This is a genomic window from Streptomyces sp. NPDC044063 (assembly GCF_056434285.1).
This window is the reverse complement of the sequence record NZ_JBWKFM010000023.1, coordinates 114,841-138,980: the sequence shown is the minus strand read 5'-3', so window position 1 is coordinate 138,980 and position 24,140 is coordinate 114,841. Positions and strand designations below refer to the sequence as shown.

The window sequence follows — 24,140 nt, the reverse complement described above, 5'->3', positions numbered from 1 at the left end:
GGGGGGGGGGGGGGGGGGGAGGGGAGACGGGAGGGGGGGCGAGAGGAGGGAGAGGTCGGTTCTCGGCCGTCTCCCCCTCCCCCCCCTCCCTCCCCCCCCCCCCCTCCTCCCTCCCCCCCCCCCCCCCCCCCCCCCCCCCCCCCGCCGCCGTCCGCCGTGGTGGCGAAGACGGTTCCGGCGTCCGCCGTGACGATGTCGTGCACGATGGCCAGGCCGAGTCCGGAGCCGGGAGTCGCCTGGGTCCGGGGGCCGCGGTAGAAGCGGTCGAAGACGGCGTGCCGCTCGTCGGGCGCGATGCCCGGGCCCTGGTCCCGTACGGCCAGCCTGCCGCCGCCGATGTGCACGGTGACCGGGGTGCCCTCGGGGCTGAACTTCACCGCGTTGCTGAGGAGGTTGTCGACGCACCGCTGGAGCGCGCGCGGCCGGGCGCGCACCAATGCCGGCGGGTTGCCGTCGTCCTCGACGACCAGGACGACGCGCCCCGTCCGCTGGCGGAAACGCTGCGCGCCGTCCTCCGCGGCGATGGTCAGATCGACGGCCTCGGGCTCCTCGTCCGTGTGCCGGTCCGTGGCCAGTTCGACGAGCTCGCGCACCAGGTCGTCGAGGGCGGCGGTCTCGTTGACCAGGGTGGCGAGGATCTGCTCCTCGTCCTCGGGGGCGAGCCTGCCGCGCGCCCGCTGGAGCAGTTCGGCACTCCCCCGTACCGAGGTGAGCGGCGTACGCAGTTCGTGGCCGGCGTCCTGGACCAGTTGCTGCTGCTGGGCACGGGAGCGGCGCAGCGCGGCGAGCATGTGCTCGAAGCTGTGCGTCAACTGGCCGATCTCGTCGGACCCGGCGGGCGGCAGCGGCGTGGCGAGGTCCTGGGTGGTGGTGATGCGCCGGGTGGCGCCGGCCAGTCGGCGGACCGGCCGCAGGACCCGCCCCAGGACGAGCCAGCCGAGGAGTGCCGCGAGGGCGATGGCGGCCGCGGTGGTCCAGGTGATCCGCCACAGGAACTGGTCGTCGACGCGCGCGGCGCCCTCGTAGCTCTGGCCGACCATGACCGCCCCGCCTCCGGGCAGGGGCCTGGTCAGGGTGCCGTACTCGATGCCGGCGACGTCGACGTCCACGCGGGCCTCGCCCTTACCCGTACGGGCCACGCGCAGCGCGTCCGGCGGGACCGGCAGAGACTCGCGGCCGGGTGCCAGCGGCCTGACCGTCCCATCGGCGGACACGGTCTGCTCGATCATGCCCGGCCGGGCGGGCGGGGTCCGGTCGGCGTCGAGGAGGGTGACGACGGTGTCCGTACGGTCGACGAGGCCCCGCTCGAGCTCGTTGCCGACCAGGTCGCCCACGCCCCGGTACGACATGAAGGCGGCGAGGGTGATGGCGAGCGCGGCGGTCCCGGCGACGACAGCGGTGATCTTCGTACGGAGGGTAAGGATGCGAAAGGTACGGAGCATCAGGCGGGCCGGATCGCGGGCCGGATCGTGTAGCCGACGCTGCGAACGGTGTGGATCAGCCGGGGCTCGCCGTCCTGCTCGGTCTTCTGACGCAGATAGCCGATGTAGACGTCGAGGGAGCGGGAGGTGGTGTCGAAGTCGAACCCCCAGATCCGCTCGTAGATCTGCGACCGGCCGAGGACCACACCCGGGTGGCCCAGCAGCAGTTCCAGCACGTCGAACTCGGTCTTCGTCAGGTCCAGCCGCCGCTCCCCGCGGAACGCCTGCCGGGACGCGGGATCCAGGGTGAGGTCCGCGACCGTCAGGGTCCCGGATTCCGCGGGCGGGTCCGTGCGCCGCAGCAGGGCGCGGATGCGGGCGAAGAGCTCCTCGGTCGCGAACGGCTTGGCCAGATAGTCGTCGGCGCCCGCGTCGAGTCCCGCGACCCGGTCGCCGACCTCCTGCCGGGCCGTCAGGACCAGGACGGGCAGCCGGTCGCCGCGCCGGCGCAGCATCCGGCACAGGCCGAGGCCGTCGAGGCCCGGCATGACCACGTCCACCACCGCCAGGTCGGGTCGCTCCTGTTCCAGGAGGCCGAGGGCCTCCAGGCCGTCGCAGGCCATGAGTACCCGGTAGCCCTCGAAGCGCAGCAGCTGGTTCAGGGTGCTGCGCACGCCCGGGTCGTCCTCGACGACCAGTACCGTCCGGCGATTTCCCGTTTCATCGGTCATATGATCATCTTCGTCGGTGGCGGACGCGGTCAGGACACCGGATCGTCCGGCCCGTCAGCGGCGGAAGTCGGCGGCGCCGCCGACGGGGTCGACGGGGTCGACGGTGATCGGCTGGAGGGCGCTCAGGCAGGAGGTGTCGCCCGGCTCGCCCGTGCGGATGAAGTGCGAGGAGACGCCGGTGACGCAGCCGCTCGTCTCCAGCTCGGGCACATGCCCCGTATTGCGGACCGAGAAGAACCGGCTGTCGCGGAACTGCGCGGCGGCCTTCTCGCCGTTCGCGTCGGGGGTGTTGGCGTCGAGGTCACCGGAGAGCACGAGGACCGGGACGTCGGGCAGCTCGATGTTCGTGGGCTGCGGGTCCGGGGTGTCCTTCCCCGGCCAGCCGATGCACACGTCACCGCCGTCCGTGTGCCCCTCGGTGAAGCCCTTGGTGCTGAACGCCCCGTGCTCACCGGGACGCACGGCCGCCAGCGCCGTGCGGTACTGACGCCACCGCACGGACCGCGGCGCCTCCTTCGACCAGGACTTGCCGTAGTCGTTGCAGGCGACCGCGATGTACGGCGCCTGGTCCACGGCGCTGCCCGTCTCCCACTCCTTCTCGATCAGCGTGCGCAGCGGCGCGGCGTCACCCTTGACGAAACGGTCGAGGGCATGGGGCAACTGCCCGAGCAGCGAGGGCTTCTCCGGCTCGTGGCCGACGCCCCTGCTGGCCGCCTCGAAGAGCAGGTTGGCGAGCTTGTCCTCGGTAAACTTCAGCTTGTGGACGCCGCCGTGTTCGGTGGTGATCGGCACGGTGACGGGCCGCTCGCGCAGGCGCGCGGCCGTGGTGGCCAGGTCCTTGACGGCCTGCTCCCCGTCGCACGCGGCCGGGGTGCTGCGCTCGCAGACGCGGCGGAGGGTGAGCGAGACCGCCTGGGCGCTGGGTCGCGCCAGGGGGTCGTCCCGGAGGGGGAAGGCCCCGGACAGGACGATGTTGCGTACGCGCTCGGGGTGACGGGAGGCGTACACCGGCATCAGGTACGTGCCGTAGGACAGCCCGTACAGGCTGAGCTGCCGTACGCCGAGGCGGTCGCGGACGGCGTCGATGTCGTCGGCGGTGGCCGCCGAGGTGTAGGCGGCGGCCTTGGGCCCGAGGTTCTTCCCGCACCGCTCGACCGCGGCCCGCTGCTGGGCCCGCGTGCCGAGGCGGTACTCGGCGTCCGTGACACCGCACGGGATGGGCTCCGAAGCGCCGGTACCGCGGGGGTCGACGAGCAGCAGGTCGTGGTCCTCCAGCAGCCCTGCCAGGCGCTGGGCGAAGTCCTGGGCCTTCTCGACGGCGGTCTCGCCCGGGCCGCCCGGGTTGACGGCGACGGTGCCCTTGGCGGGGCCGGGTGCGCTGTGGCGTACCACCGCGTAGCTCACCGCGACGTTGCCGAGCTCCGGTTTCCCCGCGACGAGCGGGCGGTCCAGGCGGCCGCAGTCGACCTGGTGGCCGTCGATGGTCGGGCACCAGGTGGGTACCGTCGTGGCCGCGTGGCCGCCTCTGGGCGCGGAGGCGGTGGCGGTCGCCACCGGCAGCGTGGAGGCCATCACCGCCATCGCGGCCATCGCGCTCACGGCCAGACCCGCGCGCCGGGCCGTCCTCTTGTACGTCATCGCGCTCTCCTCTGCCGCGGGTTCCCCGGACTCCCCCGGATCCCCCGGTGTTCCTCGGGTGCGGGCACCACGTTGCCGGGCGTACTTCGCAGGCACGGCAGAGCGACGGCAAAGGCGTGTAAGAACCGGCAGGAGGGTGCGACAGCATACGAAGTCGGTCGCGGTACCGACGAGTGGTGGAACGCCTGATCCGCTGTTCCCCTACCTATCGGCCGGGCCGGTCGCCTCTGACGTGCACGATCCGGTCCGGCTCACCCAGGCCCGCGCGGTTGATCCGTCCCTTCCCCCGATCGATGCCCTCGACGGCGAAGCGCCGGCGCACCTCGGGCGGAGCCAAGTGCGTCTCGAAGCCTTCACCGAGACCTCGGCCCGTATCCGCGTACTCGTAGCGGACCGCGTACCGCTTGCCCTCGTACCGCCACTCCCAGCGGGTCAGCGGTCGCGCGAGAATGGCCTCGAACCAATCGGCCGTCCTTCCGGCGACCTCCGCGGGCCTTCCGGAAGCGGCGAAGCTGAACTCCGTCTCGGAGCCGGGGAACGTGAAGTTCTGATCCGGATGCCGATACAGCGCGGCACTCAACCGTTCAGGTCGAGGGTGTAGTTGTTGGTGATGAGGAACGTCACCACCCCCGTCCCCGAGCCGAATGTGCCGCTTCCGGAATCGGCCACCGTCGCGCCACCGAAGGGGCCGCCACCGACGACCACCCCCGTGCCGCTCTCGGTGGCATTACCGGACGCCGCGTCCGAGAGCCGGTTCAGCGTCCTGTTCACGCTGAGGTCGACGATTTCCCCAGTGGAGCCCGAGAAGATCGAGAGCGTATCGGCCGTCTTGGTCTTGTAGGCCAGGCCGGAGGTGCCGGTGACGCTGCCCGAGATCTTCAGCTGTCCGTCGTAGGACGTGCTCGGGGTCGCGCAGCGCAGCGTTCCGCTTCCGTCGACGGCGCCGTTGACGGGGTGGACGTTCACCTGGATGGAGCCGGTGCAGTTGAGGGTCTCGGCGAGCGCCCGGCTGTCGGCGGTGGCGGTCGGTGCCAGGACGGCCGCCGACAGGAGCAGGGTCGCCGCACCGGCGGCCCACACACGCTTGGGCACAAGGAACATCACGGTACTCCTTCGGTCCACGAGACAGAGGAGGTGCGCACCGTCCACTCCGAGTGTGCTGCCGCCGGCTCCGGAATGAAATCACTATTTCAGGTGATAAACAGGACCAGTTCCCGGCTCAGATGAAGGGCGTGATCCGCTCCTCGACGCCCAGCAGCAGCTTGCCGTAGGTCTCCATGCCCACCGCGGGCGCGGCGACCGCGTGCCGGCCGGCGGTGCTCGCGTCCCGCCAGATCCGCTGCAGCGGGTTCATGTCGGCGAAGGAGCCGCCGCCGTGCACGTTGAGCAGGGAGTTGATGGCGTCGAGGAGGTTCTTGATGGCGTGCGCGGCGTCTGCCCGGACGCGGGCGCGGGTCAGCTCGTCGAGGTCGCCACCGCGGGCGGCGGCATCGTCGATGTCCGCGGCGCCGCGGTGCATGTGCAGTTGCGCGGTGTCGATGCGCAGGGAGGCTTCGGCGATCTGGAGCTGTACGGCCACCGAGTCGGCCTGCGTCTCGTAGTAGGTGTACGAGATCGGCTTGGTCCGGGCCTTCTCCGTGACCAGCTTCAGCGCGGCGCGGGCCATGCCCAGCTGGGGACCGGCGAGGCCCAGGCCGAGGAGCGGCGCGAGGGGCGAGCGGTACAGGCCGGTGGGGCCGTGGACCGTGGGCAGCTCACCGTCGATGGCACGCGGCAGGGAGAAGACGCGGTGCTCGGGGACGAAGACGTCCTCGGCGATCAGGCAGTTGCTGCCGGTGCCGCGCATCCCGGCGACGTGCCAGACGTCCTGCATCTCCAGGTCGGTGCGCGGCACCAGCATCATCCCCTGGTCGACGATCTCGCCGCGCTCGTCGGTCAGGGGTATGCCCAGCACGGCCCAGGTGGAGTGCCAGGCACCGGAGTTGTAGTACCAGCGGCCGGATATCCGCCATCCGCCCTCGACCTTGTGGTTGACGGCGTTGTCGGGGGTGAAGACACCGGTGACCCGCGCGTCGGGGTCGGCGCCGAAGACCTCCTCCTGGGCCTGGAGGGGGAACAGGCAGGCCAGCCAGTTGCAGGTGTTGACCACGGCCACCACCCATCCCGTGGAGCCGTCGCCCTCGGCGATCGCGGCCGGCACGTCCACCAGGGTGCGCATGTCGGTCTCGTATCCGCCGAAGCGCCGCGGCACGGTCAGTTTGAACAGGCCGGCGTCCGTCAGGGCGTCGACCACCTCGTCGGTCAGCCTGCGCTCCGCCTCGATCCTGGGGGCGTGCTCGCGGAGCAGCGGGTGGAGCGCGGTGGCCCGCGCCACCAGCTCGGCGGTGGTCGGTGAGGCGAGGTCGGGGGTGGCGAGGCCGGTGGGGTTCATGTCTGTCTCCAAAACGTGGAACGCGTGGTACCGGTGCGGTGGCGGGAGTTACGCGAGTTACGGGCATCGCGCGAGTTACCGGAATCGCGTGAGTTACGGGTCACGCGACCGGGGCGAGTGCGGAGTGCGTGCCGAAGGTCCGGTGGCCGTAGACCAGGGGCGGCGCCGTGGCCGTTCGGGCGTGCACGACCGTCCCCAACAGCAGGAGGTGGTCACCGCCCTCGACCACCGAGGCCAGCTCGCACACGAGCCAGCCCGGGGCGTCCGGCAGCCGGGGCAGCCCGTGGTCGTAATCCCAGCCGGTCCCGGCGAAGCGGTCGGCCGTGCGGCGGTCGGCGAAGCGGAGCGCCAGCGCTTCCTGTTCGGCGCCGAGCACGTTCACCCCGAACCGCCTGGTCGCCAGGGTGCGGGCCAGCAGTCCCGAGCGGCGGTCCAGGGCCACCGACACCATCGGCGGCTGTAAGGACAGCGAAGCGAACGCGCTGACGGTCGCCCCATGGGGCGTCTCGTCCTGGGTGGTCGTCACGACGGTCACCGGGGCACACACCCCGGCCATCACGTCCCGGAAGTCCTGTTCGGTCATCATGGCGTCCCCTCCAAATTCATCATGATGATTACTGTGATCATGCACGGGGGTTTGAAAGAGCGTCAAGAGGTGTGATGCTATTGACCATAATCAATAGCCGACTTCGAGCGGACGAGGATGGGGAGGCCCTGTGGGAGCCGCGGAGGACATCAGAGGGGGCGTCGAACCGCCCGCCCTGCGGCGCGGCGACTGGGAACGCTCCGCGGCCTCCCGCGCCGAGGTCGCCGCCGAGCGCATCGCGGCCATGGTCGCCGACGCGGCCCCGGGTGAACGTCTGGGCACCAAGGAGGAGCTCCGCGCCGCGTGCGGGGTGTCCGTCGGCACGTTCAACGAGACCCTGCGGCTGCTCCAGTCCCGCGGGCTGGTCACGGTACGGCCGGGCCCGGGCGGCGGTCTCTTCGCCGCCGAGCAGTCCCCCATGCGACGCCTGGGCAACTCCGTTCTCGCGCTGGACAGCCTCCAGCCGGACGGCGCGCACGCCGAGGAGGCCCGGCGCATCCGCGACGCCCTGGGCCCGCTCCTGGTCGAGGACGCCCTCTGGCACGCCTCACCCGCCGACGTCGCCGCGCTGCGAGGCGGGTTGGAGGAGCTGGCCGGGGCCGCGCGGACGTCCGACCCGGCCGCCTTCGCCGCCGCCGACCACCGGTTCCGTACGCGACTGGCGGCCGTCAGCCCCAACACGCTGCTGCGCTCGCTCTACGCGACACTCCTGCCGCTCGCCGGTCCCGACGCAGTCGAGCGGCTCCGGGACCGTTACGAGCGCCACGCCGCGCTCGTCGACGCCGTCGAGGCCCGCGATCGCGCCCGGGCACTGGAACTGGCGCGACTCGACTGAAGCACTTACGGCTCCCGCGCGGGCGGGAGCCCATCACGAAAAGGCGCGTCGGGTGCGTCGCGTGCGTCATGTGTGTCATGTATGTCATGTGTGTCGGACAGGAACGCCTCCGCGACCGCGCAGTGCACGGCGACCCCCACCGCCATGGCGCTCTCCTCGTACACGACATGGTTGGAGTGGTTGTCGGGAGCCGTCTCGGGCGTGAGTCCCGGCGGACAGGCGCCGAGGAAGGCCATCGCTCCGGGGACGCGCCGCAGGACGTAGGAGAAGTCCTCCCCTCCCATGGTCGGATGGGGCAGCTCGTGGACCCCGGCGGGTCCGACCACCGTCGCCGCCGCCCGGCGTACGCCGGCCGTGAACCGCGGATCGTTGTGCACGGCCGGGTAGCCGTCGATGAGCTCGACGTCGACCGCGGCACCGTGGGCCGCGGCCACGCCGTGGGCGACCCGGACGATGCCGTCGCGCACCAGCCGCCGGCTCGCGTCGGTGAAGGTGCGGTACGTACCGGCCAGCTCGGCGGTCTCCGGTACGACGTTGAAGGCGCTTCCCGCCGAGATGCTGGTGACCGTGAGGACGGCGGGGTCGAAGACGCTGACGGTCCTGGTCATCATGGTCTGCAGGGCCTGAACGATCTCGCAGGCGACCGGGACGGGGTCGAGGAGCTTGTGGGGCGCGGCCGCGTGTCCGGACCGGCCGCGTACGGTGACGCGCAGCACGTCGGCGGCGGCGAACTGCGGGCCCGGGCGCAGGTTCACCGTGCCCGCCGCGTAGCGGGCCGCGATGTGGAGGGCGAAGGCACCATCCACGCCGTCCACGCCGTCCACCGCTGGAGCATCCCCTCCCCCGGCACCCAGCACCCCTTCGTCGAGCATGAGCTGTGCCCCGCCGCCGAGTTCCTCCCCGGGCTGGAACATGAACACCACCCGCCCCGCGAGTCGCTCTCTGCGCGCGGCGAGCAGCCGGGCAGCGCCGACCAGCATGGCGGTGTGGGTGTCATGACCGCAGGCGTGCATGACGCCTTCTCGCCGCGAGGCGAACTCGAGACCGGTGTCCTCCTGCTGCGGCAGCGCGTCCATGTCGGCGCGCAGGAGCACGGTACGCCCCGGGGCCGCGCCCTCCAGGACGGCGACCACCGAGCTCAGGCGCTCGCCGACGGATACGGACAGTCCGAGGCCGGCGAGCGCGCGCAGTACGGTCTGCTGAGTCCGGGGAAGGTGGATGCCGGTCTCGGGCATACGGTGGATCGCGCGGCGTACGGCGATGACGCCGGGCAGCAGCACGCGTGCCTCGGCGAGCAGCGGTGAAGGAAGTGCGAGGGCGTCGTCGCCCGGTGCCGTGACACGGTCCGTGTCGCCGCTCGTCGTCATGGGCCGGTCGCCTCCGGCGGTCCGATGTGGTGGGCCGTACCGCGGCCCTCTGATGGCTGCCACTGCCATGGTGACCCGTAGCGGGTGGGCCGGGGGGAGGAACAGGGATACCGGGAGTCATAAGCATCGGCCGGACGCCCGGAGACACTTCCTGGCGGAGAGGGCAGGATTCGAACCTGCGTGGGCATAACCCGACCGTGAGCTGTCGCTCTGGTCCCCGATAAGCCGCTCCGGGCACCTCTCCGTGATCCGCGCCGGTTCCCCGGCCCGCTCACATGAATATGGTGGCAGCTCCACCTGACGTTCCTCTGACGCGTGCCTGACGAACAGCTGACGTCGGGACGGGGAGGATGCGCGTTCGCCGTCGCCGTCAGGCGCCGGTGGTGGATCCGGGGCGGACGATCATCAGCACGGTGACCACGGCCCAGGAGAGGGCGAACAACCCGGTGACCATCGACAACCGGGGCAGCCGTGCGGCGGCCGAGCGCGCCGCCTCCTCGCTCCGGGGCTCCTCCAGTGCGGTCATGACCGCCTCCTGGGTGTACACGGCGATGCCCAGCAGAACCGCGGCCACGGCGGTCAGGGCCATCGATGTCACCAGCCAGGCGTCGCCCAGCACGCCCATCTGCTTGGCCGTGGCCACCCCGAAGACCGGGACGCTGACGCCGAGGACGGCGTAGACGCGGGTGACGCGGTGGAGCAGGCGGACGGCGGAGAGGCCCGGGCGCGGGCCCGGCTCGTCCGACGGTCCCGGCTGGGGGGCCAGGAGCTCCCGGGCGTAGCGGGGGAAGAGGCTGGCGGCGACGGTGGCCGGGCCTATGACCAGGACGGCGGCCAGGACGTGGAGGCTGAGCAGGAGCTTTGTCATGGGACCTGGATCCTTCGAGTTTCAGCCCAACTTAAACTCCTCGGACGTTAGCATCCTCCAGAACCGACGAGAACAGGAGCAGGTGGCACGGCCTTGACGGCAGACGACACCGCGGACGACCCCGCGGACGCATCCCCCGGGCGGACCGGACAGGCCGCGGCGACCCCGCCCTCTCCGCCCTTCGCGCTGCTGCTCGTCGGCGCGGGGCGCTTCGTCCAGGACGAGGTGAACCGCCGGCTCGAGGCACGTGGTCACTCGCTGCGGCTCATGGGCGCCCTGGGGCACCTGGCGCACGAGCCCGGGCTGTCGTACAGCGAGCTGGGCCGCCGCGCCGGGGTCACGGCCCAGAGCATGCAGGCCACCGTGCTCCGCCTGGAGCAGGCCGGCGCGGTCGCCCGGACGACGCCGACGGGGCGTGGCCGCACCGCCGAACTCCACGTCACCGAGGAGGGCCGGCGGATGCTGGAGGACATGCGGCACACCGTGGCGGCGGTGGAGGAACCGCTCCTGGACGGCCTCTCGGCCCCCGAACGCACCGCCCTCGGCACGGCCCTCGGTCGCCTCCTCGGCAACCTCGACCGCCTGCGCCGTTCAGGGTCACCACCGTCGTGAGCGTGAGCACATTCTGAACCTAGGATGGGCAGCCGTCGCCGTCTTCCGAACCGAGCAGAGCTGGGCATCGTAGATACTCATGGTTTCGTCCCCCGTCCCCGATGCGCTCGACAACACCACGCGCCAGCCCCCCGTCACCCCCGGCGTCATCACCACCGCACTGCTGGTGCCGTTCATCAGTGTCGGCGGTCTGGTCGCTTCCCTGAGCATCGACGACATCACGAGCGACTGGGCGGACCGGCAGCAGAAGGCGTGCCGGCACATGCCCTTCCCCGGGACGGCGTACGTCGGGGCCTGGGCCGGGCTGGGGCTCGGCGTCGTCGCCGTCGTTGTCTGTCTGCTGCTCACCAGGCGGGTCCGCCGGCGGTACGGCGCCCGCCTCGGGGAGACATGGCCGCCTCTGGTGACCTACGTCGGCGTGCAGCTGTGCCTGTGGCTCACGGTGCTGACCCTCCCGGTCGAGTTGATCCAGTTGTACGCCGCGTACGAATCCGGTGGATCGAGGATCGTCCTGGGCGACTGCGGGTAGCGGCCGGCGCACGTCAGTCGCGGGGCAGCAGGGTGCCGAGCGGGCCCAGGTCGAGGTTGAGGTCCGACGGGTCGACGCCGTGCCGTTCGCACAGCTCGGCCATGCGCTTCTCCAGCAGCATCAGGGTGAGTCCGATGCGTTCCTCCTGTTCCTCGGTCAGCTCGCCGTTCTCGACGCGACGCAGGGCCTGGCGTTCCATCAGCTGCCGCAGGAGCTCGACCACCGTGAGGACCAGGGTGGTGAGGTCGCGTTCGACGGTTCCGGGTTCCAGGTCGAGGCGTGTCACCGGGTCGCTCCCTCCGCGAGGGGCGTCAGTGCGGACACCGAGCCGATCAGCAGGCGCAGTTCGATCCGGACGAGGTCGACGTCGGCGATCCGCAGGGTGAGATCGCCGGCCACGACGGCGCCTCCGGCGAGGAGCCGGTCGAGCAGGTCCACCAGCGCGACGTCCCGCAGGGGTTGGGGATTCATGCCGGTCCTGCTTCCGTGACGAAGGAGTACGGCGCCCACGGGCCCGTCAGCTCCACTCGCAGCCCGTCGCCCGGGGCGCCCAGAGCGGCGACGCGATCGGCGAAGGACCGGGCCCGTTCGCGCGTGACGAGATAGGCCGCGTTGAGGACATTGCGGTCGGGGGTTCCCGCCAGCCGTGGATCCTGCGGGCGGTGCAGCCGGGCGTCCCGCGCGTGGTGGGAGAGGTCGGCGTGGACGCGTCGGCACAGCTCGGCGGTGCGTCGGTGGGAGTGCTGCCGCCCTTCCCGCTCGCGTCGGAGCCGGCGCAGGTACTCCCGGCCGGCGGAGTCCGGGGGCGCGGGTGATTCGTACGACTTCGTCCGCTCCACCGGGATGGCGTAGATCTTCACTCCCCATTCGACGCAACCGTCCAGCCGTTCCAGGTCGGCCGTGAACCTCTCCCGCCCCGCGTAGAGTGCCCGCCGCAGACCGTTCTCGTCGCGGTGGACGGTGGCCAGTCGCAGGGGCAGGACGGAGCCGAGCGAGGCGATCGCGTCGACGACCGCCTGGTGCGCGCGGGCGGTGGCCTCCAGCCAGCGCAGGTCCTCCAGGCGGGCGCGCAACGCGGCCTCGCCGAACTCCTCGGCGGACACCGGGCCGACCACAGCGGTCACCCCGGCATGCCGTACGGCGCGCACGGGAGTGCCGCCCACCCCGCGTGTCCCGGCGGGCGGCACGGGGTCCGTGAGGAGCGTCAGGGCGTAGACGTACAGGAGGTCGTTCACCCGGACTCCTTCCCCTTCCCGCGCGAGTTCCCGTCCCCGCGCGAGCTCCCGTCCCCGCGCGAGCTCTCCAGCGCGGCGATCCTGTTCCTGAGTTCCTCGTTCTCGGCGCGCAGGGCCCGGCCACGGGCGCCGGAGGAGAGGGACGGGTCGTCCTCCCACCAGTCGATGCCCATCTGTTTCGCGCGCTCCACCGAGGCCACGACGAGCCGCAGCCTGATGGTGAGCAGTTCGATGTCGAGCAGGTCGACCCGGATGTCCCCGGCGATCACCACGCCCTTGTCGAGGACGCGTTCCAGGATGTCGGCGAGATTGGCGCCGCCGGCCGGACCGTAGCGGTCCCCGGGCAGGGGTGCCGGTGTCGTCATGTCACGTTCTCCCGTTCTGCTCCCGTTCCGTCCTCGCGGCCATGGGATGCCCGGTGCCCGGCCTCCCAGCGGTCCAGGAGCGCGTCCTCCAGGCGGTCGAACTCGGCTTCGTCGATCTCCCCGGCCAGCAGCCGGGCCTCCAGCCGGCGCAGCTCGGCCCGGAGGGCGGCGGGGTCGTGGTACTGGCGTTCCGCCTCCTTCAGGAGCCGGCGGACGCACCAGCCCGCGCCGCGCACCGGGGCGACGGGCAGCAGGAGCAGTTCACCGATCAGTCCCACGGTTCCCCGTCCATTCCTCCCGTCTCCGATCCCGTCATTCGACGAAGCTGTACGGGGGCAGCGGCCCGGTCACGGTCAGCTCCAGCCGGGCGTGCCCGCGCTCCGCCTCCCGTACGGCGGTCAGGAACGCCTCGGTGCGGTCACGGGCCACCAGGAACGAGACGTCGAGCAGGCGCTGGTCGCCGCCCGGGCCGTCCTGCTCGGCCTCCGCGTGCGGCCGCAGGGACTCCCGGACGGCCCGGGCGTCGATCACCTCGCGGGCGCGCACGGCCTGTGCCACCATCTCGCCCAGCCGCAGGCGCTCCTGGTACGAGCCGCCGTCGGCGCCCCGGCACGCCTCGTTGAGCGCCCGCACGGCCGGCTCCTCCTCCAGGACCTGGCGCAGCACGATCTCCTCGCGGTGGACGGCCTTGACGTTGTACTCGGCCCTGCCGTCGAGGGCCTCCAGCCGTCGCCGGTAGTGGTCGGCGTGCTCGGTGAGGGCGGCACGGACCGCGTCGTCGCTCTCGGAGACGCTGCCGAAGCGCAGCGGCAGGACGGGCCCCTCGGCGCCGGCCTCGGCGAGAACCGCCTGGTGGGCGAGCAGATCGCGGCGCTTGGCCCGCAGCCGCGCGGGGCAGTCGCTGACGAGGGCCGCGACCCCGTCCGCCTCCACCGTACGGACGGGGTGCGGCGGGTCCCCGATGCCCCGCAGCGGCTCACGCGGTGCCGGCTGTCCGGCGCGGGCGATGCCGTAGACGTAGGTGCTCACTCCGCCTCGTCCTCCTTCCGGCGGGTGCCGCCGCGCCGGGCGGGCTGCTTGCCGCCGCCGCTCTCCTGGCCGTCGCCGCGGACCTGGCGGAAGGCGTCGGCCACGCTGTGCGCGGCGCCGCTCAGGGCGCCCTTGGTCTTGCCGTGCGCGCCGGACTCGGTCATGTCGCCGACGATGTCCGTGAGGCCGGGGCTGCGGTGCGGACCGGACTCCAGGTCGAGGCGGTTGCAGGCCTCGGCGAAGCGCAGGTACGTGTCGACGCTCGCCACGACCACCCGTACGTCGATCTTGAGGATCTCGATGCCGACCAGGGAGACCCGCACGAACGCGTCGATCACCAGCCCCCGGTCGAGGATCAGTTCGAGGACGTCGTAGAGGCCGCTGCTGCCGCCTCCGCCCGACGCCCGTGCTTGGGGTACCACGGTCATCTGCCGTCTCTCCTCCCTCTCAGCTGCGGTCCGCGCGCCCCCGCTCGTAGCGGCGCGTACGCCGGTAGCCGGTCACGTGCCCCTCGCCGCCGAGCCGGACCTCGTAGGTGGCCAGCAGGCTCATGGTGTCGGGGACGCGGGGCAGTTCGAGGACCTCGACCTGGAGTGTCCAGCCCTCCCCGTCACGGTCGAGGGCCGAGACCGACTCGGTCTCCAGGCCGGTCAGCTCACCGAATTCCGCCCGGGCCGTGCGCAGCACCCGGGTCAGGGGCGGGCCGCCGGTCTCGCGCCCGCCTTCGTGGGCTTCCATGGTGTCGTTCTCGTGTCGTGTCATCGGCACCTCGTGGTCGGTCGGGGGCACCTTGTGGCCGCGGGTACCGTGGAACGACCGCCGTAAACCTCCGGCGGTAACCTCCGGCTGTTCTCAGCACCCGCAGTCCGCCGCCTCCACGGGGGCCGTCAGCGGGTCGGCCGGGTGCTGGGCGGTGCCCTCCCAGGTCTCCACCGCGTAGCCCTCACGGATCCAGTACTCGATGCCGCCGAGCATCTCCTTGACCCGGTAGCCGAGGGTGGCCAGCGCCAGGGCGGCGCGGGTGGCGCCGTCGCAGCCGGGGCCCCAGCAGTAGACGACGACGGGGACGTCGCGGTCGAGCGTCTCCGGGGCCAGCCGGGGGATGTCCGCGGTGGGCAGGTGGACGGCACCGGGGACGTGGCCCTGGTCCCAGGCCTGGGTGCTGCGGCTGTCCACGACGGTGAACCCGCCGGCGCCGGACGCGAGCGAGGCGTGGACGTCGGCGACGTCGGTGTGGAAGGCGAGGCGGGCGGCGAAGTAGGCCGCCGCGTCGGCGGGGGCGGCCGGCGGGACCGCCAGGACGCGGGCGCGGGCGGGGGCGGAGGCGGAGGCGGCGGGAGAGGTGATCGTCTGTGCTGTCATGCCCAGAACTCTAGGGAGGTGAGAGCGGCCGAAGAACCTGTGATCCCCGGCAAATCCCTTGAACCGCCGGGGATTCCGCTGCTAGAAAGCCCCCATGACCGCTTATTCTCCCGACGCCACCGACTGGCGCATCCTCGACGTCCTCCAGCGCAACGGCCGCGCCGGATACGCGGAGCTGGCGCGCGCCGTGAACATGTCCGCCAGCGCGGTGACGGAGCGGGTGCGCCGCCTGGAGGAGAACGGGGTGATCTCCGGCTACACCGCGGTGGTCGACCCCGAAGGCATCGGCCTGTCCGTGCTGGCCTTCGTACGGCTTCGCTACCCGAACGGCAACTACAAACCCTTTCACGACCTGCTGGAGACGACGCCGGAGATCCTGGAGGCGCACCACGTCACGGGCGACGACTGCTTCGTGATCAAGGTGGCGGCGCGGTCGATGCGGCACCTGGAGGAGGTGTCCGGCCGGATAGGCGCCCTGGGGTCGGTGACGACCAGCGTCGTCTACTCCTCCCCTCTCCCGCGCCGCCCGCTCAGCAGCTAGACGACGGTCCCTCTCACGACCCGATCTCGAACTGCGGCGGCTTCAGACCGGCGAGGCATCCGGTGTTCGCCGCGGTCGGATCATCGAAGAAGGAGACCGTGATCTCCTGGGCGCACCGTGACGTGGCGAACACGACATGGGGCTCGTAGGGGACCGTGACGACGGTCGCGTGGCTCAGCGTACGGGCGACGTACGGCCCACTGGCCGCCCCGGTCTGGGAGTCGAAGCCGCCCGACACGGCGAGGGTGGGGATGTCGCTCCGCGTGACGTCCCGGATCGAGGGCGGTGCCACGGGGATGTTCCAGACGTCGCAGTCCGGACGGAGGAAGGTGAGCTGCGGGGCCTGCGCCAGCACCGAGCGGGGGAACGACGGGAACGCCGCCTGTCCGCCCCGGAGCGCCTCGGCCCGGCTCTCGTACGGCACCCACTCACTGCAGAAGACGCCGTAGGCGAGCCCATGGGCGGTCCTGCCGATGGCCTGGGGGCTGAGCTTGCCGCCCGCCCACTGCTCGGCGATCCGCCGCGGGTTGCCGTGGGCCAGCTCGTCGAGGGAGCGCGGTACGCCCGGTGCCACGTGGGTGGCGGAGGTCATCCAGTTCACCAGGGCCCCGCCGTCCAGGACGACCTTCACCGGCTGCGCGTGGCCGGGGATCGTGACGGTGGTGGTGACGGGGTGGGCTTCGAGTTCACGGACGAGGCGCTCGAAGGTGGCGGACAGGTTCGGATAGCGGAGGTCGCACGCGGGCTGCTCCGCGCAGGCCTTGAACAGGCCGTCGAAGCCCTGCCGGGCGCTGCTCCAGGTCAGCGCCGATCCCGCCGTGGACGGCGGCAGGATGCCGTCGATGCCGACCGACCGGATCCCCTGGGGGTGTTGGCGCATGTAGACGAGCGCCAGGTGGGTGCCGTACGAGATGCCGAACACGTTCCACTGGTCGATGCCCAGCGCCACGCGCAGGTCCGCGTAGTCGGCGGCGCTCTCGGTGTCGTTGTACGCGCCGAGGTCGGCGCCGCGGCTCACCAGCTGGTCGCGGCAGGCGCGCGTCGCCTCGACGTGGAGGAGCCCGGTGGAGGGCGCGTCGTAGACGAGGCCGACCGCGCGGGCGTTGAACTCGTCGATGTTCGGGCAGGTGAGCGCCGGTTCGGCGGAGTACGTCCCCCGCTGGGACATGAAGATCACGTCCCGGTCGCGGTTCAGGCCGCCGTCGATCGCCATGCCCGCCTCCCCCACCGCGTCGTCGCCGGGTCCGCCGGCGAGCCACACGATCGGGTCGGGCTCGGGTGTACTCGTGGCCGCCGGCACGATCGCGACCCCGAGGGTGATCGTCCGGCTGCCGGGCCTGGCGCGGTTCTCGGGCACGGTGAGCGTTCCGCAGCGCGCCCCCTCGAGTGCGGGTACGGGGTCCGCCGTCCTCGGGCAGGGGCCCGGCGCGAAGCGGGCGTCGCCCACCGTGCGGGCGGCCGTGCCGATCACCGCTCGGGCGCCCTTGCCCGTGCCGTGCTCCGCGTGAGCGGGCGTCGTCAGCAGGCCGGTCATCAGGAGCCCGGCCGCCACACCGGCTGTCGTGCCGTGGAGCTGTCGCACGGTGCGTCGGCGGCGACGGCGGGGCGCGTGGTCGAGTGCCATCCTGGCCTCCCGGTCACTTGGGGGTGATCGTGAACGGTTTCGGCGCGAGGCCGGCCACGCAACCGGTGTCGGGGGGCGCGGTCGGAGACGCGAGGAACGAGGCCAGGACGTGCTGCGCGCAGGGCGACTGCGGGACCACCCAGTGGCCGATCCCGGGGATCAGCACGGAGGTCGAGCGGGACAGCGTACGGGCCGCGTCCTTCGCCATGCTCGCCCCGGTCTTCGTGTCGAACGTGCCGGAGATGAGCAGAGCCGGTACCGCGCTCGTGGTGCCCACCCGCTGGACGGAAGTACGGTCCGGAACGTTCCAGATGCGGCATATGTCGTACTGGAAGGGAAGTTGCGGTGCCTGGGCGAGGACCGAGTCGGGCCACCGGGGGAAGGCCCGGCGCCCCGCCTTCAGCAGGTCGGACGGCGACGAACCCGGCACCCACTCACCGCACGCCACCGACTCCGTCAGACCGTGACCCCACACACCGACGGTCTGCGCCGAGTCGGCCGCGCGGGCCGTGGCGACGCGCTCCGGACGTCCGCGGCTGAGCTCGTCGAGCGCCGCCGGAACGTCGGGGGGCTTGATGGCGTTGGCGACCAGCAGGTTCAGCAGCGCGCCCCCGTCGATGTCCACCTTCACGGGGTCTCCCCCGCTCGGCGGCCGGGCGTTCGACGTCAGCGGACGCGCCTCCAGCTTGCGCACCTGCTGGGTCAGCGTACGGGCGATGCCGGGGTAGCGACTCCCGCACCGGGGCTCGGCCGCACACGCCGTGAAGATGGCGTCGAGCCCTTCCTTGGCGCTGCTCCAGGTCACCGGAAGAACGGTGTTCTTCGGCGGTGTGAGCGAGTCGAGCGCCACCGCGCGGATCCCCTGGGGGTGCTCACGCAGGTAGGTGAGGGCCAGGTTGGTGCCGTAGGAGTAGCCGTAGACGTTCCACGAGGGAATGCCCAGCCCCGATCGCAGGTCGGCGAAGTCCGCGGCGTTCTCCGTGGTGTTGTAGGCGCTCAGGTCGATCCCGTCGGCCGCCAGGCGGTCCCGGCACTTCTTCACCGCGTCCAGCAGGGGCCGTCGCGACGCCCGCGTGTCGTAGCGCAGGCCCACGGCCCGCGCGGTGTACCGGTCGATCTCCGGGCAGGCGAGGTGCGGCTGGGTGTGGAGGGTCCCGCGCTGGGCCATGACGATCAGTTCCCGGTCCCGGTTCAGGCCGGAGTCGACCAGGAAGGGAAGGGCATCGAAGGTGTCCTCCCCCGGGCCACCCGCCATGAACACCACGGGGTCCTGGCCGGGCTTCGCCGCCGTGGCCCGGATCACCGCCACGGACAGCTTGATGCTCCGGCCCCCGTGGCGGGCCCGGTTCTCCGGGACCTCCAGGAAGCCGCACCGCGCGGTGCTCAGCACGGCGGTGATGGGCGCCGAGGTCTTCGGGCAGGGGCCGGGCACGAACCGTGACGGAACCGCCGGGCGGGGCTGGCCGGATGGTGGTGGTGATGCGGCGCTGCTCGGCGAGGGGCCGAGTGCCGCCAGAAGGGTCAGGGCCGCGGTGGCGGTCGCCACGGTCGCCGCTGTCGTCCGCAGGGATATGGACGTGCCCCTCTTCGGGGCGGAAGACGGGTCTATCGGACCGTCGCTGTGCTCTCCCATGTGGTCCCGCTCCTCCGCCGACGTCCGCAGCTGTCCAATCGACCGGACAACGTGACAGGTAATTGGGCGAAATGCTCGATACGGACCATACCGGGTGGCACTGACCCGCGCACACGGACGAATCGCCGGGCACGAATCACCCACATGGCGGCACCGGGGAGACGTACCGCCAGGTCAGAGGGATCCCAGATCCGCCGACACCCAGCGTTCCGGACGCATGGAAATGACGACGTGCTCGCCGAGCTGGGTGCGGTCGTACTCGATGAAGCCGTCCACCTTGTCCTCGGGGAGGTACCGCGCGGCCATCTCCCGGCACAGCTCCGGGCTGTCCGCCGCCATGCCGGTCACCGGTCCCTCCACCGACACGTAGCGCACCGTCGGCTCGGTCCGCTGCACCATCAGGCTGAAACGCCCCGCGGAACGGATCGCCCGCGCCTTACGGGAGTCGGGTCCGGTACGCACCCACAGCTCGCCGCCCGGCGTGTACTGGTACCAGATGGGAACCGTCAGCGGTGCGCGGTCCGGGTGTTCGACCACCGACAGGGCGCCGATGTGAGGTTCCGCCAGGAACTGCTCTCGTTCTCGCGTCGACAGCGTCATGCGCCCGACCATAGCGGCGGACCATGGCGGCGGCGATCAGCCGGGCCCAGGACCTCGGGCTTTCGGCTTAGCGTTGTCTCTCCCCGAGCCTTCCGGGTCTTTTCCCGAGTCTCCCGACGCACCATCACCGAGAAACGCGAGAACGAACCTTCATGCCCTTCGGATTCTTCCTGCTGATACCGGGCTTCGCCCTGGCCGCCGTGTACGCGTTCTACGGTCGGCTGGTGGAGGACCGGGCCCGCGACGCCCACCGCACTGCCCTCTCCCCGGCCTCGCTCGAGGTCCTGGAGATCGCCTGGCTCCAGGGCGGCGCACCGCGCACCGCCGACACCGTGCTGCTCACCATGCGGCAGGACGGGCTGCTGAGAATCGACGGTCGGGGGGATGTCCTGCTCGTCGGCGACACCCTGCCGCGGACCCCGGCCGAACGGGCCGTCGCCGACGTGTACACCAAGGCCGAGCGCCGTACGAACACCGCCGTCACCCTGCGCGATCTCCGCGCCCGGCTGATCCGCAACCAGGTGATCGAGGCCATCGGCGAGTCACTGGTCCGACGAGGCCTGGCCTACGAGACCCGGCACCGCACGCGGCTCCGCGTCGCCCATCTCCTGCTCAGGCTGTGCGCCACGGTCTACCCGGTCCTCGCGGTCCTCGTCGTGGGTACGGCGTTCGTGGGGTTCATCCGGAAGGGAGCCGATGGCGGGACCGCCTTCGCCGGGTACGGCGTGACCCTGGCCGCCTTCATGGTCCTCGCCGGCATGGCGTGCCGGATGGTCGGCCGCTCGGTCCTGCCCGATCCGGTTCCCGCCACCGCCTTCGGCAGGGACGTCCTGCGGGGCGCCCGGCGTGACCGTTCGCCGTACGCCGCCCCGTACGCGACCGGCGCGGCTGCCCTGGGCGGCGGCGGTGTCGCCCTGGCCTTCGCGCTGGACGGCATCGGCGCCCTGGGCGATCAGCCGGTTTGTGACGTACTGGCGGACTGCGGGGTCGGCACGGGCGCCGGCGATTCCTCCTCCTGGTGGTCCGACGCCTTCGGCGGTTCGGGCGGCGACTCGGGCTCGGGCGACTCGGGCGGCAGCGGCGACAGCGGGTCGGGCGGGGACAGCTGGTCGGGCGGCGGCGACAGCGGGTCGGGCGGCGACAGCGGCGGCTCGGGGTTCTGACGGGCCGGCCCGCGGTCGGAGATCGGTTGGATGACCGATGCGCGCGGACGCCGCCCCGGTGCACAGTGCTCTCGGCTTCCCCGGCCGGCCGGCTTCCCGGCCGGTTCCGCGGGATCCGTCAGCAGTCCCCCGTACCCCATAGGCCCCGCAGACCCCGTAGATAGGACATCACCGTGCCCGCCGCCCCGGCAGATCTCGTCTTCGTCAACGGCTCGGTCCTCACCGTCGACTCCCGCTTCACCGTCGCCTCCGCGCTGGCAGTCACCGGCGGCCACATCAGCGCGGTCGGTGACCGGGCCGACGTCATGGCGCACGCCGGACCCGCCACCCGGATCGTCGACCTCGACGGCGGGACGCTCCTGCCCGGCATCAACGACTCGCACCTGCACGGCTGCGCCTTCGGCCTCACCATGCCCCCGCTGTCCGTCGACGTCTCCCACCCCGCCGTCCGGTCGCTGGCCGACGTGGCCGAGGCCGTACGGAAGGCGGCCGGGAGAACCCCCGACGGGGAGTGGATCACCGGGCACGGATGGGACGCGGGATACCTCGCCGAGTGCGTCGCCGACTCCTCCCGGCTGCCCTCCCGGCACGACCTGGACGCCGTCAGCCCGCGCCACCCCGTCCTGCTGTACTCCGCCACCGGCCACACCACCTGGGTCAACTCCGCGGCGCTCGCGCGGGCCGGAGTGGACCGGAACACCCCCGTCCCGCCCGGCGGCGTCATCACCACCGACGCCAAGGGCGAGCCCACCGGTCTCCTCCAGGAGGGCGCCCAGGATCTCGTCCACCAGGCACTGCCCGTCCTCTCCCCCGAGGTGCGCGCCGACGCGATACGGGCGACGCTGCGCACCCTCGCCCGGCTCGGCATCACCAGCTACACCGAGCCCGGTCTCGGCCCGGGCGGCGACGCCCTGATGCGCGGCGCCCTCGCCCACACCACGCTCGACGTCTACCGGCGCCTGCTGGCCGACGGCGAACTGACCGCGCGGGTCGGCATACTCCTGCTGCCGACCGGGATGACCAGTACGGCCGAGGACTTCGTCCGGGCGCTGGCCGCCATGGACGAGCCCCCGTCGACCGACCCCCGCCGCCTCGCGGTCCTCGGTGTCAAGCTGTTCGCCGACGGCATCCCGGTCAACAGGACGGCCTGGATGCACGAGCCGTACGTCGGCGGCGGCCGCGGCGGGCTGTGCGTCGGCGGGGAGACCGACGAGGAGCGCGTGGCCCAGATCGCGGAGATGATCCATTACACCCACGCCGCCGGCTACCAGGCCGGTGTCCACGTCACGGGCGACCGGGCCATCGACACCGTCGTCGACGCCTTCGCCGCGGCGGCCGCCGAGCACCCCCGGTCCGACGCCCGGCACTACGTCATCCACGGCGACTTCCTCACCGCCCGCAGCATGCGGACGCTGGCCCGGCAGGGCTTCGGCGTCAACATGAACCCCACCATCAAGTGGACCGTCGCCGACCTCGAGGAGGAGTTCGTCGGGCCGCAGCGGGCGGCGTACGAGTGGCCGTACCGGGACGCGATCGACGCCGGCGTGACCGTCACCAGCGGCTCCGACGCCCCCGTCACCCTCCCCGACTGGCGGCAGGGCCTCTCCACGATGATGCTGCGCGAGTCCAAGGCCAGCGGCCGCGTCAGCGGGCCCGACCAGCGCATCCGGCTCGCCGAGGCCCTGCGCACGTACACGGCCGACGCGGCCTGGCAGGACTTCGCCGAGGACTGGAAGGGCACCCTGGAGGTGGGCAAGGTCGCCGACCTGTGCGTGCTCGCGGGCGACCTGCTGACGGCCGATCCGCACGACATCCCCGCCATGCCCGTGGTGTTCACCGCCGTCGGCGGCGACGTCGTGCACGACGAACTCGTCGTCGGACCCATCGTTGCACCCACCGTTTGACGGCCGATCACCGGTTGATCATTCTGAGCGGATGAGAGGCGAGGCGACACCCATGACCCCCGACCGGCCGGGCGCGACGGACGTGCTGAGCGCCGCCCTGGGCGTGCGCGAGGCGGCGCGCCACGCCGTACGGGGCGAGGGCGGTGCCGACGCCGTGCTGACGGCGCTGTCCGCGGTGATCGACCACGACCACGCGTCGCTGTCCCGGTGGGACCCGTTGCTCCGCCGCCACGTCACGCTGGCCGGCAGCTACCCGTCGCGCACCCACCGGTACATCGAGGCCCGCCTGCACGAGGATCCGGCGTTCGCGCTCATGCGGCACGCGCCGGGCGGCACGAGCTGGTGGCAGGACGTGCCCGCCGGGGTGCGGCGGGCCTCCACCGGGTTCCAGGACGTCCTCGAACCCCTGGGTGTCCGGGACGGCGTGGCCCAGTGCCTGTTCGCCGCGGACGGCCGGTACGTGGGCATCCTCAACGTCAGCACCACACGGGCACGGTGCGACCAGCCCGCCGTCCGGGCCGTGATGACGCTGCTGGGCGAGTGCCTGGCGGCCGTCGCCGACCCGCTGGCCGGGCACCGCTCGCACGGACCGGGCGGCTCCGGGCCCGGTGGCTCGGGCCGGACCTGTGCCGTGGTCCTACCGGACCCGGGTGATACGGGAGAAGCGGCTCCGGTGACGGTGAGCGGGGAGCCGCTGCCCGGCCTCACGGAGGCCGGTTCCCCGCTCGTGGCCCTGATGCGGCGGACGGCCGCGCGGCGGACGCTGCCGGCCACGCTACTGGTGCCGTACCGGCAGCGGATGCTCGAACTGCACCTGACCCGCCGGGGGGACCGCACGGTCGCCGTGTGCCGTACCGTCTCCCGGCCCGCGGCACTCTCCCCGCGCGAGCTGGAGGTACTCGCGGAACTCACCCAGGGGCGGACCAACCGCGAGATCGCCGACCGCCTGTACGTCAGCCCGCGCACCGTCGCCACCCACATCGAGCACATCCTCGCCAAACTCGACGTCCCCAACCGCGTGGCCGCCGCGGGCCGAGCCGTCGCCTGGGGCCTCGAACCGGCGCCCTGAGCGAAGCGGTTTCAGGCGTCCTCGGCCGCGGAGTCCGGCAGGAGCGGGTAGAGGCGGGCGATGAGGGCCACCGGCTGGGCGGTGCTGGGTCGGGCGGAGGTGTGCCGTTCGCGGTCCGCGTACGGGGCGAGTGTCCGTCGTACGGCTTCGGCGACCGCGCTCATCTCCTCGGGCGTCAAGTAGGCCACGGCGCTGAAAGCCTCGTCCTGGCGCCATGCGTCGGGGGCCTCGTCGCGCCGGGTGAGCCACCGCTGGTAGCTCTCGTCCTCCAGCCCGCGGGCCAGTTGCCCGAATCCGTCGGAGGACGAACCAGCGGGCGAACCGGCGGGGGTGTCGCCGGCCGGTGACGCCGTCGCCTGCCGCAGGCGCCACGGTCGCGCCCGGCCGCCGGTGTGCGGGGCCTCCTCGATGTGGCCGTAGCGCGCGAGCTGCCGCAGGTGGAACGAGCACAGCCCGGAGCTGTAACCGAGCCGGCCGGCCGCCTCGGTGGCTGTGACGGTGCCCAGCTCGGCCAGCAGGTCCAGCAAGTCCCTGCGCACCTGGTGCTCGGGCAGGCGGTCGTCGGCCCTCGTGAACGGGGGCGGCATGTGGACGTTT

At 72.4% G+C, this 24,140-nt stretch carries 29 protein-coding genes and 1 pseudogene; 7 read left to right on the top strand and 23 right to left on the bottom strand.

Going from position 1 to position 24,140, the window contains the following annotated elements; all coding sequences use genetic code 11:
• The 7 genes from AC07BS_RS25740 to AC07BS_RS25710 all read right to left on the bottom strand — a co-directional run.
• Positions 1-1,442 (bottom strand): ATP-binding protein (locus tag AC07BS_RS25740; protein WP_478934641.1); only part of this gene is annotated, 1,442 nt, incomplete at its 3' end.
• Positions 1,442-2,152, bottom strand: a complete 711-nt coding sequence (locus tag AC07BS_RS25735) for a response regulator transcription factor (RefSeq protein WP_478934640.1) — start codon at positions 2,150-2,152, stop codon at positions 1,442-1,444. The genes AC07BS_RS25735 and AC07BS_RS25740, both read right to left, overlap by 1 nt.
• 54 nt (positions 2,153-2,206) lie before the next feature.
• On the bottom strand, positions 2,207-3,790 hold the full coding sequence (locus AC07BS_RS25730; RefSeq protein ID WP_478934639.1) for an alpha/beta fold hydrolase: 1,584 nt from the start codon (positions 3,788-3,790) through the stop codon (positions 2,207-2,209).
• A gap of 205 nt (positions 3,791-3,995) precedes the next feature.
• Positions 3,996-4,370: a hypothetical protein gene (locus AC07BS_RS25725; RefSeq protein ID WP_478934638.1), complete on the bottom strand. Its 375-nt coding sequence runs from the start codon at positions 4,368-4,370 to the stop codon at positions 3,996-3,998.
• Complete coding sequence (locus AC07BS_RS25720) at positions 4,367-4,891, bottom strand: hypothetical protein (RefSeq protein WP_478934637.1); 525 nt, start codon at positions 4,889-4,891, stop codon at positions 4,367-4,369. Before AC07BS_RS25720 ends, AC07BS_RS25725 begins: the two co-directional genes overlap by 4 nt.
• A gap of 118 nt (positions 4,892-5,009) precedes the next feature.
• Entirely contained in the window at positions 5,010-6,221 is a 1,212-nt protein-coding gene (locus AC07BS_RS25715; protein WP_478934636.1) for an acyl-CoA dehydrogenase family protein, read from the bottom strand.
• Between the two features lie 100 nt (positions 6,222-6,321).
• Positions 6,322-6,807 (bottom strand): flavin reductase family protein, encoded by a 486-nt coding sequence (locus tag AC07BS_RS25710; RefSeq protein WP_478934635.1) that lies wholly within the window; start codon positions 6,805-6,807, stop codon positions 6,322-6,324.
• Between the two features lie 130 nt (positions 6,808-6,937).
• Here AC07BS_RS25710 and AC07BS_RS25705 point away from each other — a divergent pair, with 130 nt between their 5' ends.
• Positions 6,938-7,642: a FadR/GntR family transcriptional regulator gene (locus AC07BS_RS25705; protein ID WP_478934634.1), complete on the top strand. Its 705-nt coding sequence runs from the start codon at positions 6,938-6,940 to the stop codon at positions 7,640-7,642.
• A gap of 5 nt (positions 7,643-7,647) precedes the next feature.
• On the opposite strand, the gene AC07BS_RS25700 is transcribed toward AC07BS_RS25705, so the two are convergent.
• The 3 genes and pseudogenes from AC07BS_RS25700 to AC07BS_RS25690 all read right to left on the bottom strand — a co-directional run bounded on the left by AC07BS_RS25700 (position 7,648) and on the right by AC07BS_RS25690 (position 9,877).
• Positions 7,648-9,009 carry a M20 metallopeptidase family protein gene (locus AC07BS_RS25700; RefSeq protein ID WP_478934633.1) on the bottom strand — a complete coding sequence of 454 codons (1,362 nt, stop codon included), beginning with the start codon at positions 9,007-9,009 and terminating at the stop codon, positions 7,648-7,650.
• 152 nt (positions 9,010-9,161) lie between these two features.
• Positions 9,162-9,253, bottom strand: a pseudogene (locus AC07BS_RS25695).
• A gap of 126 nt (positions 9,254-9,379) precedes the next feature.
• Positions 9,380-9,877: a hypothetical protein gene (locus AC07BS_RS25690; protein WP_478934632.1), complete on the bottom strand. Its 498-nt coding sequence runs from the start codon at positions 9,875-9,877 to the stop codon at positions 9,380-9,382.
• Positions 9,878-9,970: 93 nt separating this feature from the next.
• Between AC07BS_RS25690 and AC07BS_RS25685 the strand changes: the two genes are divergently transcribed.
• Entirely contained in the window at positions 9,971-10,489 is a 519-nt protein-coding gene (locus tag AC07BS_RS25685) for a MarR family winged helix-turn-helix transcriptional regulator (RefSeq protein WP_478934631.1), read from the top strand.
• 79 nt (positions 10,490-10,568) lie between these two features.
• On the top strand, positions 10,569-11,018 hold the full coding sequence (locus AC07BS_RS25680; RefSeq protein WP_478934630.1) for a hypothetical protein: 450 nt from the start codon (positions 10,569-10,571) through the stop codon (positions 11,016-11,018).
• Positions 11,019-11,031: 13 nt separating this feature from the next.
• Here AC07BS_RS25680 and AC07BS_RS25675 read toward each other — a convergent pair whose 3' ends face one another.
• From AC07BS_RS25675 to AC07BS_RS25635, 9 genes are all read right to left on the bottom strand, one after another.
• A complete protein-coding gene (locus AC07BS_RS25675) occupies positions 11,032-11,304 on the bottom strand; it encodes a gas vesicle protein K (protein ID WP_478934629.1) in 273 nt (90 codons plus the stop codon).
• Positions 11,301-11,489 (bottom strand): gas vesicle protein, encoded by a 189-nt coding sequence (locus tag AC07BS_RS25670; RefSeq protein WP_478934628.1) that lies wholly within the window; start codon positions 11,487-11,489, stop codon positions 11,301-11,303. The genes AC07BS_RS25675 and AC07BS_RS25670 overlap by 4 nt, the downstream gene beginning before the upstream one ends.
• Positions 11,486-12,253, bottom strand: a complete 768-nt coding sequence (locus AC07BS_RS25665; protein WP_478934627.1) for a GvpL/GvpF family gas vesicle protein — start codon at positions 12,251-12,253, stop codon at positions 11,486-11,488. Before AC07BS_RS25665 ends, AC07BS_RS25670 begins: the two co-directional genes overlap by 4 nt.
• The gene (locus AC07BS_RS25660) at positions 12,250-12,618 is read right to left on the bottom strand and encodes a gas vesicle protein (RefSeq protein ID WP_478934626.1); all 369 of its coding nucleotides are present in this window, start codon (positions 12,616-12,618) and stop codon (positions 12,250-12,252) included. Before AC07BS_RS25660 ends, AC07BS_RS25665 begins: the two co-directional genes overlap by 4 nt.
• Positions 12,615-12,896 (bottom strand): gas vesicle protein GvpG, encoded by a 282-nt coding sequence (locus tag AC07BS_RS25655; protein WP_478934625.1) that lies wholly within the window; start codon positions 12,894-12,896, stop codon positions 12,615-12,617. Before AC07BS_RS25655 ends, AC07BS_RS25660 begins: the two co-directional genes overlap by 4 nt.
• Before the next feature lie 34 nt (positions 12,897-12,930).
• A complete protein-coding gene (locus AC07BS_RS25650) occupies positions 12,931-13,647 on the bottom strand; it encodes a GvpL/GvpF family gas vesicle protein (RefSeq protein ID WP_478934624.1) in 717 nt (238 codons plus the stop codon).
• Positions 13,644-14,075 carry a gas vesicle structural protein GvpA gene (locus tag AC07BS_RS25645; protein WP_478649550.1) on the bottom strand — a complete coding sequence of 144 codons (432 nt, stop codon included), beginning with the start codon at positions 14,073-14,075 and terminating at the stop codon, positions 13,644-13,646. The genes AC07BS_RS25650 and AC07BS_RS25645 overlap by 4 nt, the downstream gene beginning before the upstream one ends.
• A 19-nt stretch (positions 14,076-14,094) precedes the next feature.
• Positions 14,095-14,409, bottom strand: coding sequence for a gas vesicle protein GvpO (gene gvpO, locus AC07BS_RS25640; RefSeq protein WP_478649547.1), 315 nt, complete (start codon positions 14,407-14,409; stop codon positions 14,095-14,097).
• 90 nt (positions 14,410-14,499) lie between these two features.
• The gene (locus tag AC07BS_RS25635; RefSeq protein ID WP_478934623.1) at positions 14,500-15,009 is read right to left on the bottom strand and encodes a rhodanese-like domain-containing protein; all 510 of its coding nucleotides are present in this window, start codon (positions 15,007-15,009) and stop codon (positions 14,500-14,502) included.
• 94 nt (positions 15,010-15,103) lie between these two features.
• Between AC07BS_RS25635 and AC07BS_RS25630 the strand changes: the two genes are divergently transcribed.
• On the top strand, positions 15,104-15,550 hold the full coding sequence (locus AC07BS_RS25630; protein WP_478649542.1) for an Lrp/AsnC family transcriptional regulator: 447 nt from the start codon (positions 15,104-15,106) through the stop codon (positions 15,548-15,550).
• Positions 15,551-15,563: 13 nt separating this feature from the next.
• Here AC07BS_RS25630 and AC07BS_RS25625 read toward each other — a convergent pair whose 3' ends face one another.
• The 3 genes from AC07BS_RS25625 to AC07BS_RS25615 form a co-directional block, all read right to left on the bottom strand.
• On the bottom strand, positions 15,564-17,174 hold the full coding sequence (locus tag AC07BS_RS25625; protein WP_478934622.1) for an alpha/beta fold hydrolase: 1,611 nt from the start codon (positions 17,172-17,174) through the stop codon (positions 15,564-15,566).
• Positions 17,175-17,187: 13 nt separating this feature from the next.
• On the bottom strand, positions 17,188-18,720 hold the full coding sequence (locus tag AC07BS_RS25620; protein ID WP_478934621.1) for an alpha/beta fold hydrolase: 1,533 nt from the start codon (positions 18,718-18,720) through the stop codon (positions 17,188-17,190).
• Positions 18,721-18,981: 261 nt separating this feature from the next.
• On the bottom strand, positions 18,982-19,407 hold the full coding sequence (locus tag AC07BS_RS25615; RefSeq protein ID WP_478649535.1) for a pyridoxamine 5'-phosphate oxidase family protein: 426 nt from the start codon (positions 19,405-19,407) through the stop codon (positions 18,982-18,984).
• Positions 19,408-19,559: 152 nt separating this feature from the next.
• On the opposite strand from AC07BS_RS25615, the gene AC07BS_RS25610 reads away from it, so the two are divergent.
• The 3 genes from AC07BS_RS25610 to AC07BS_RS25600 all read left to right on the top strand — a co-directional run bounded on the left by AC07BS_RS25610 (position 19,560) and on the right by AC07BS_RS25600 (position 23,543).
• Positions 19,560-20,570, top strand: a complete 1,011-nt coding sequence (locus tag AC07BS_RS25610; protein WP_478934620.1) for a TIGR04222 domain-containing membrane protein — start codon at positions 19,560-19,562, stop codon at positions 20,568-20,570.
• 173 nt (positions 20,571-20,743) lie between these two features.
• The gene (locus tag AC07BS_RS25605) at positions 20,744-22,474 is read left to right on the top strand and encodes an amidohydrolase (protein WP_478934619.1); all 1,731 of its coding nucleotides are present in this window, start codon (positions 20,744-20,746) and stop codon (positions 22,472-22,474) included.
• Between the two features lie 52 nt (positions 22,475-22,526).
• Positions 22,527-23,543 (top strand): helix-turn-helix transcriptional regulator, encoded by a 1,017-nt coding sequence (locus tag AC07BS_RS25600; RefSeq protein WP_478649526.1) that lies wholly within the window; start codon positions 22,527-22,529, stop codon positions 23,541-23,543.
• Positions 23,544-23,554: 11 nt separating this feature from the next.
• Here the strand turns inward: AC07BS_RS25600 and AC07BS_RS25595 are convergent, their stop codons facing one another.
• Positions 23,555-24,130 (bottom strand): helix-turn-helix domain-containing protein, encoded by a 576-nt coding sequence (locus AC07BS_RS25595; protein ID WP_478649763.1) that lies wholly within the window; start codon positions 24,128-24,130, stop codon positions 23,555-23,557.
• Positions 24,131-24,140: the final 10 nt, after the last annotated feature.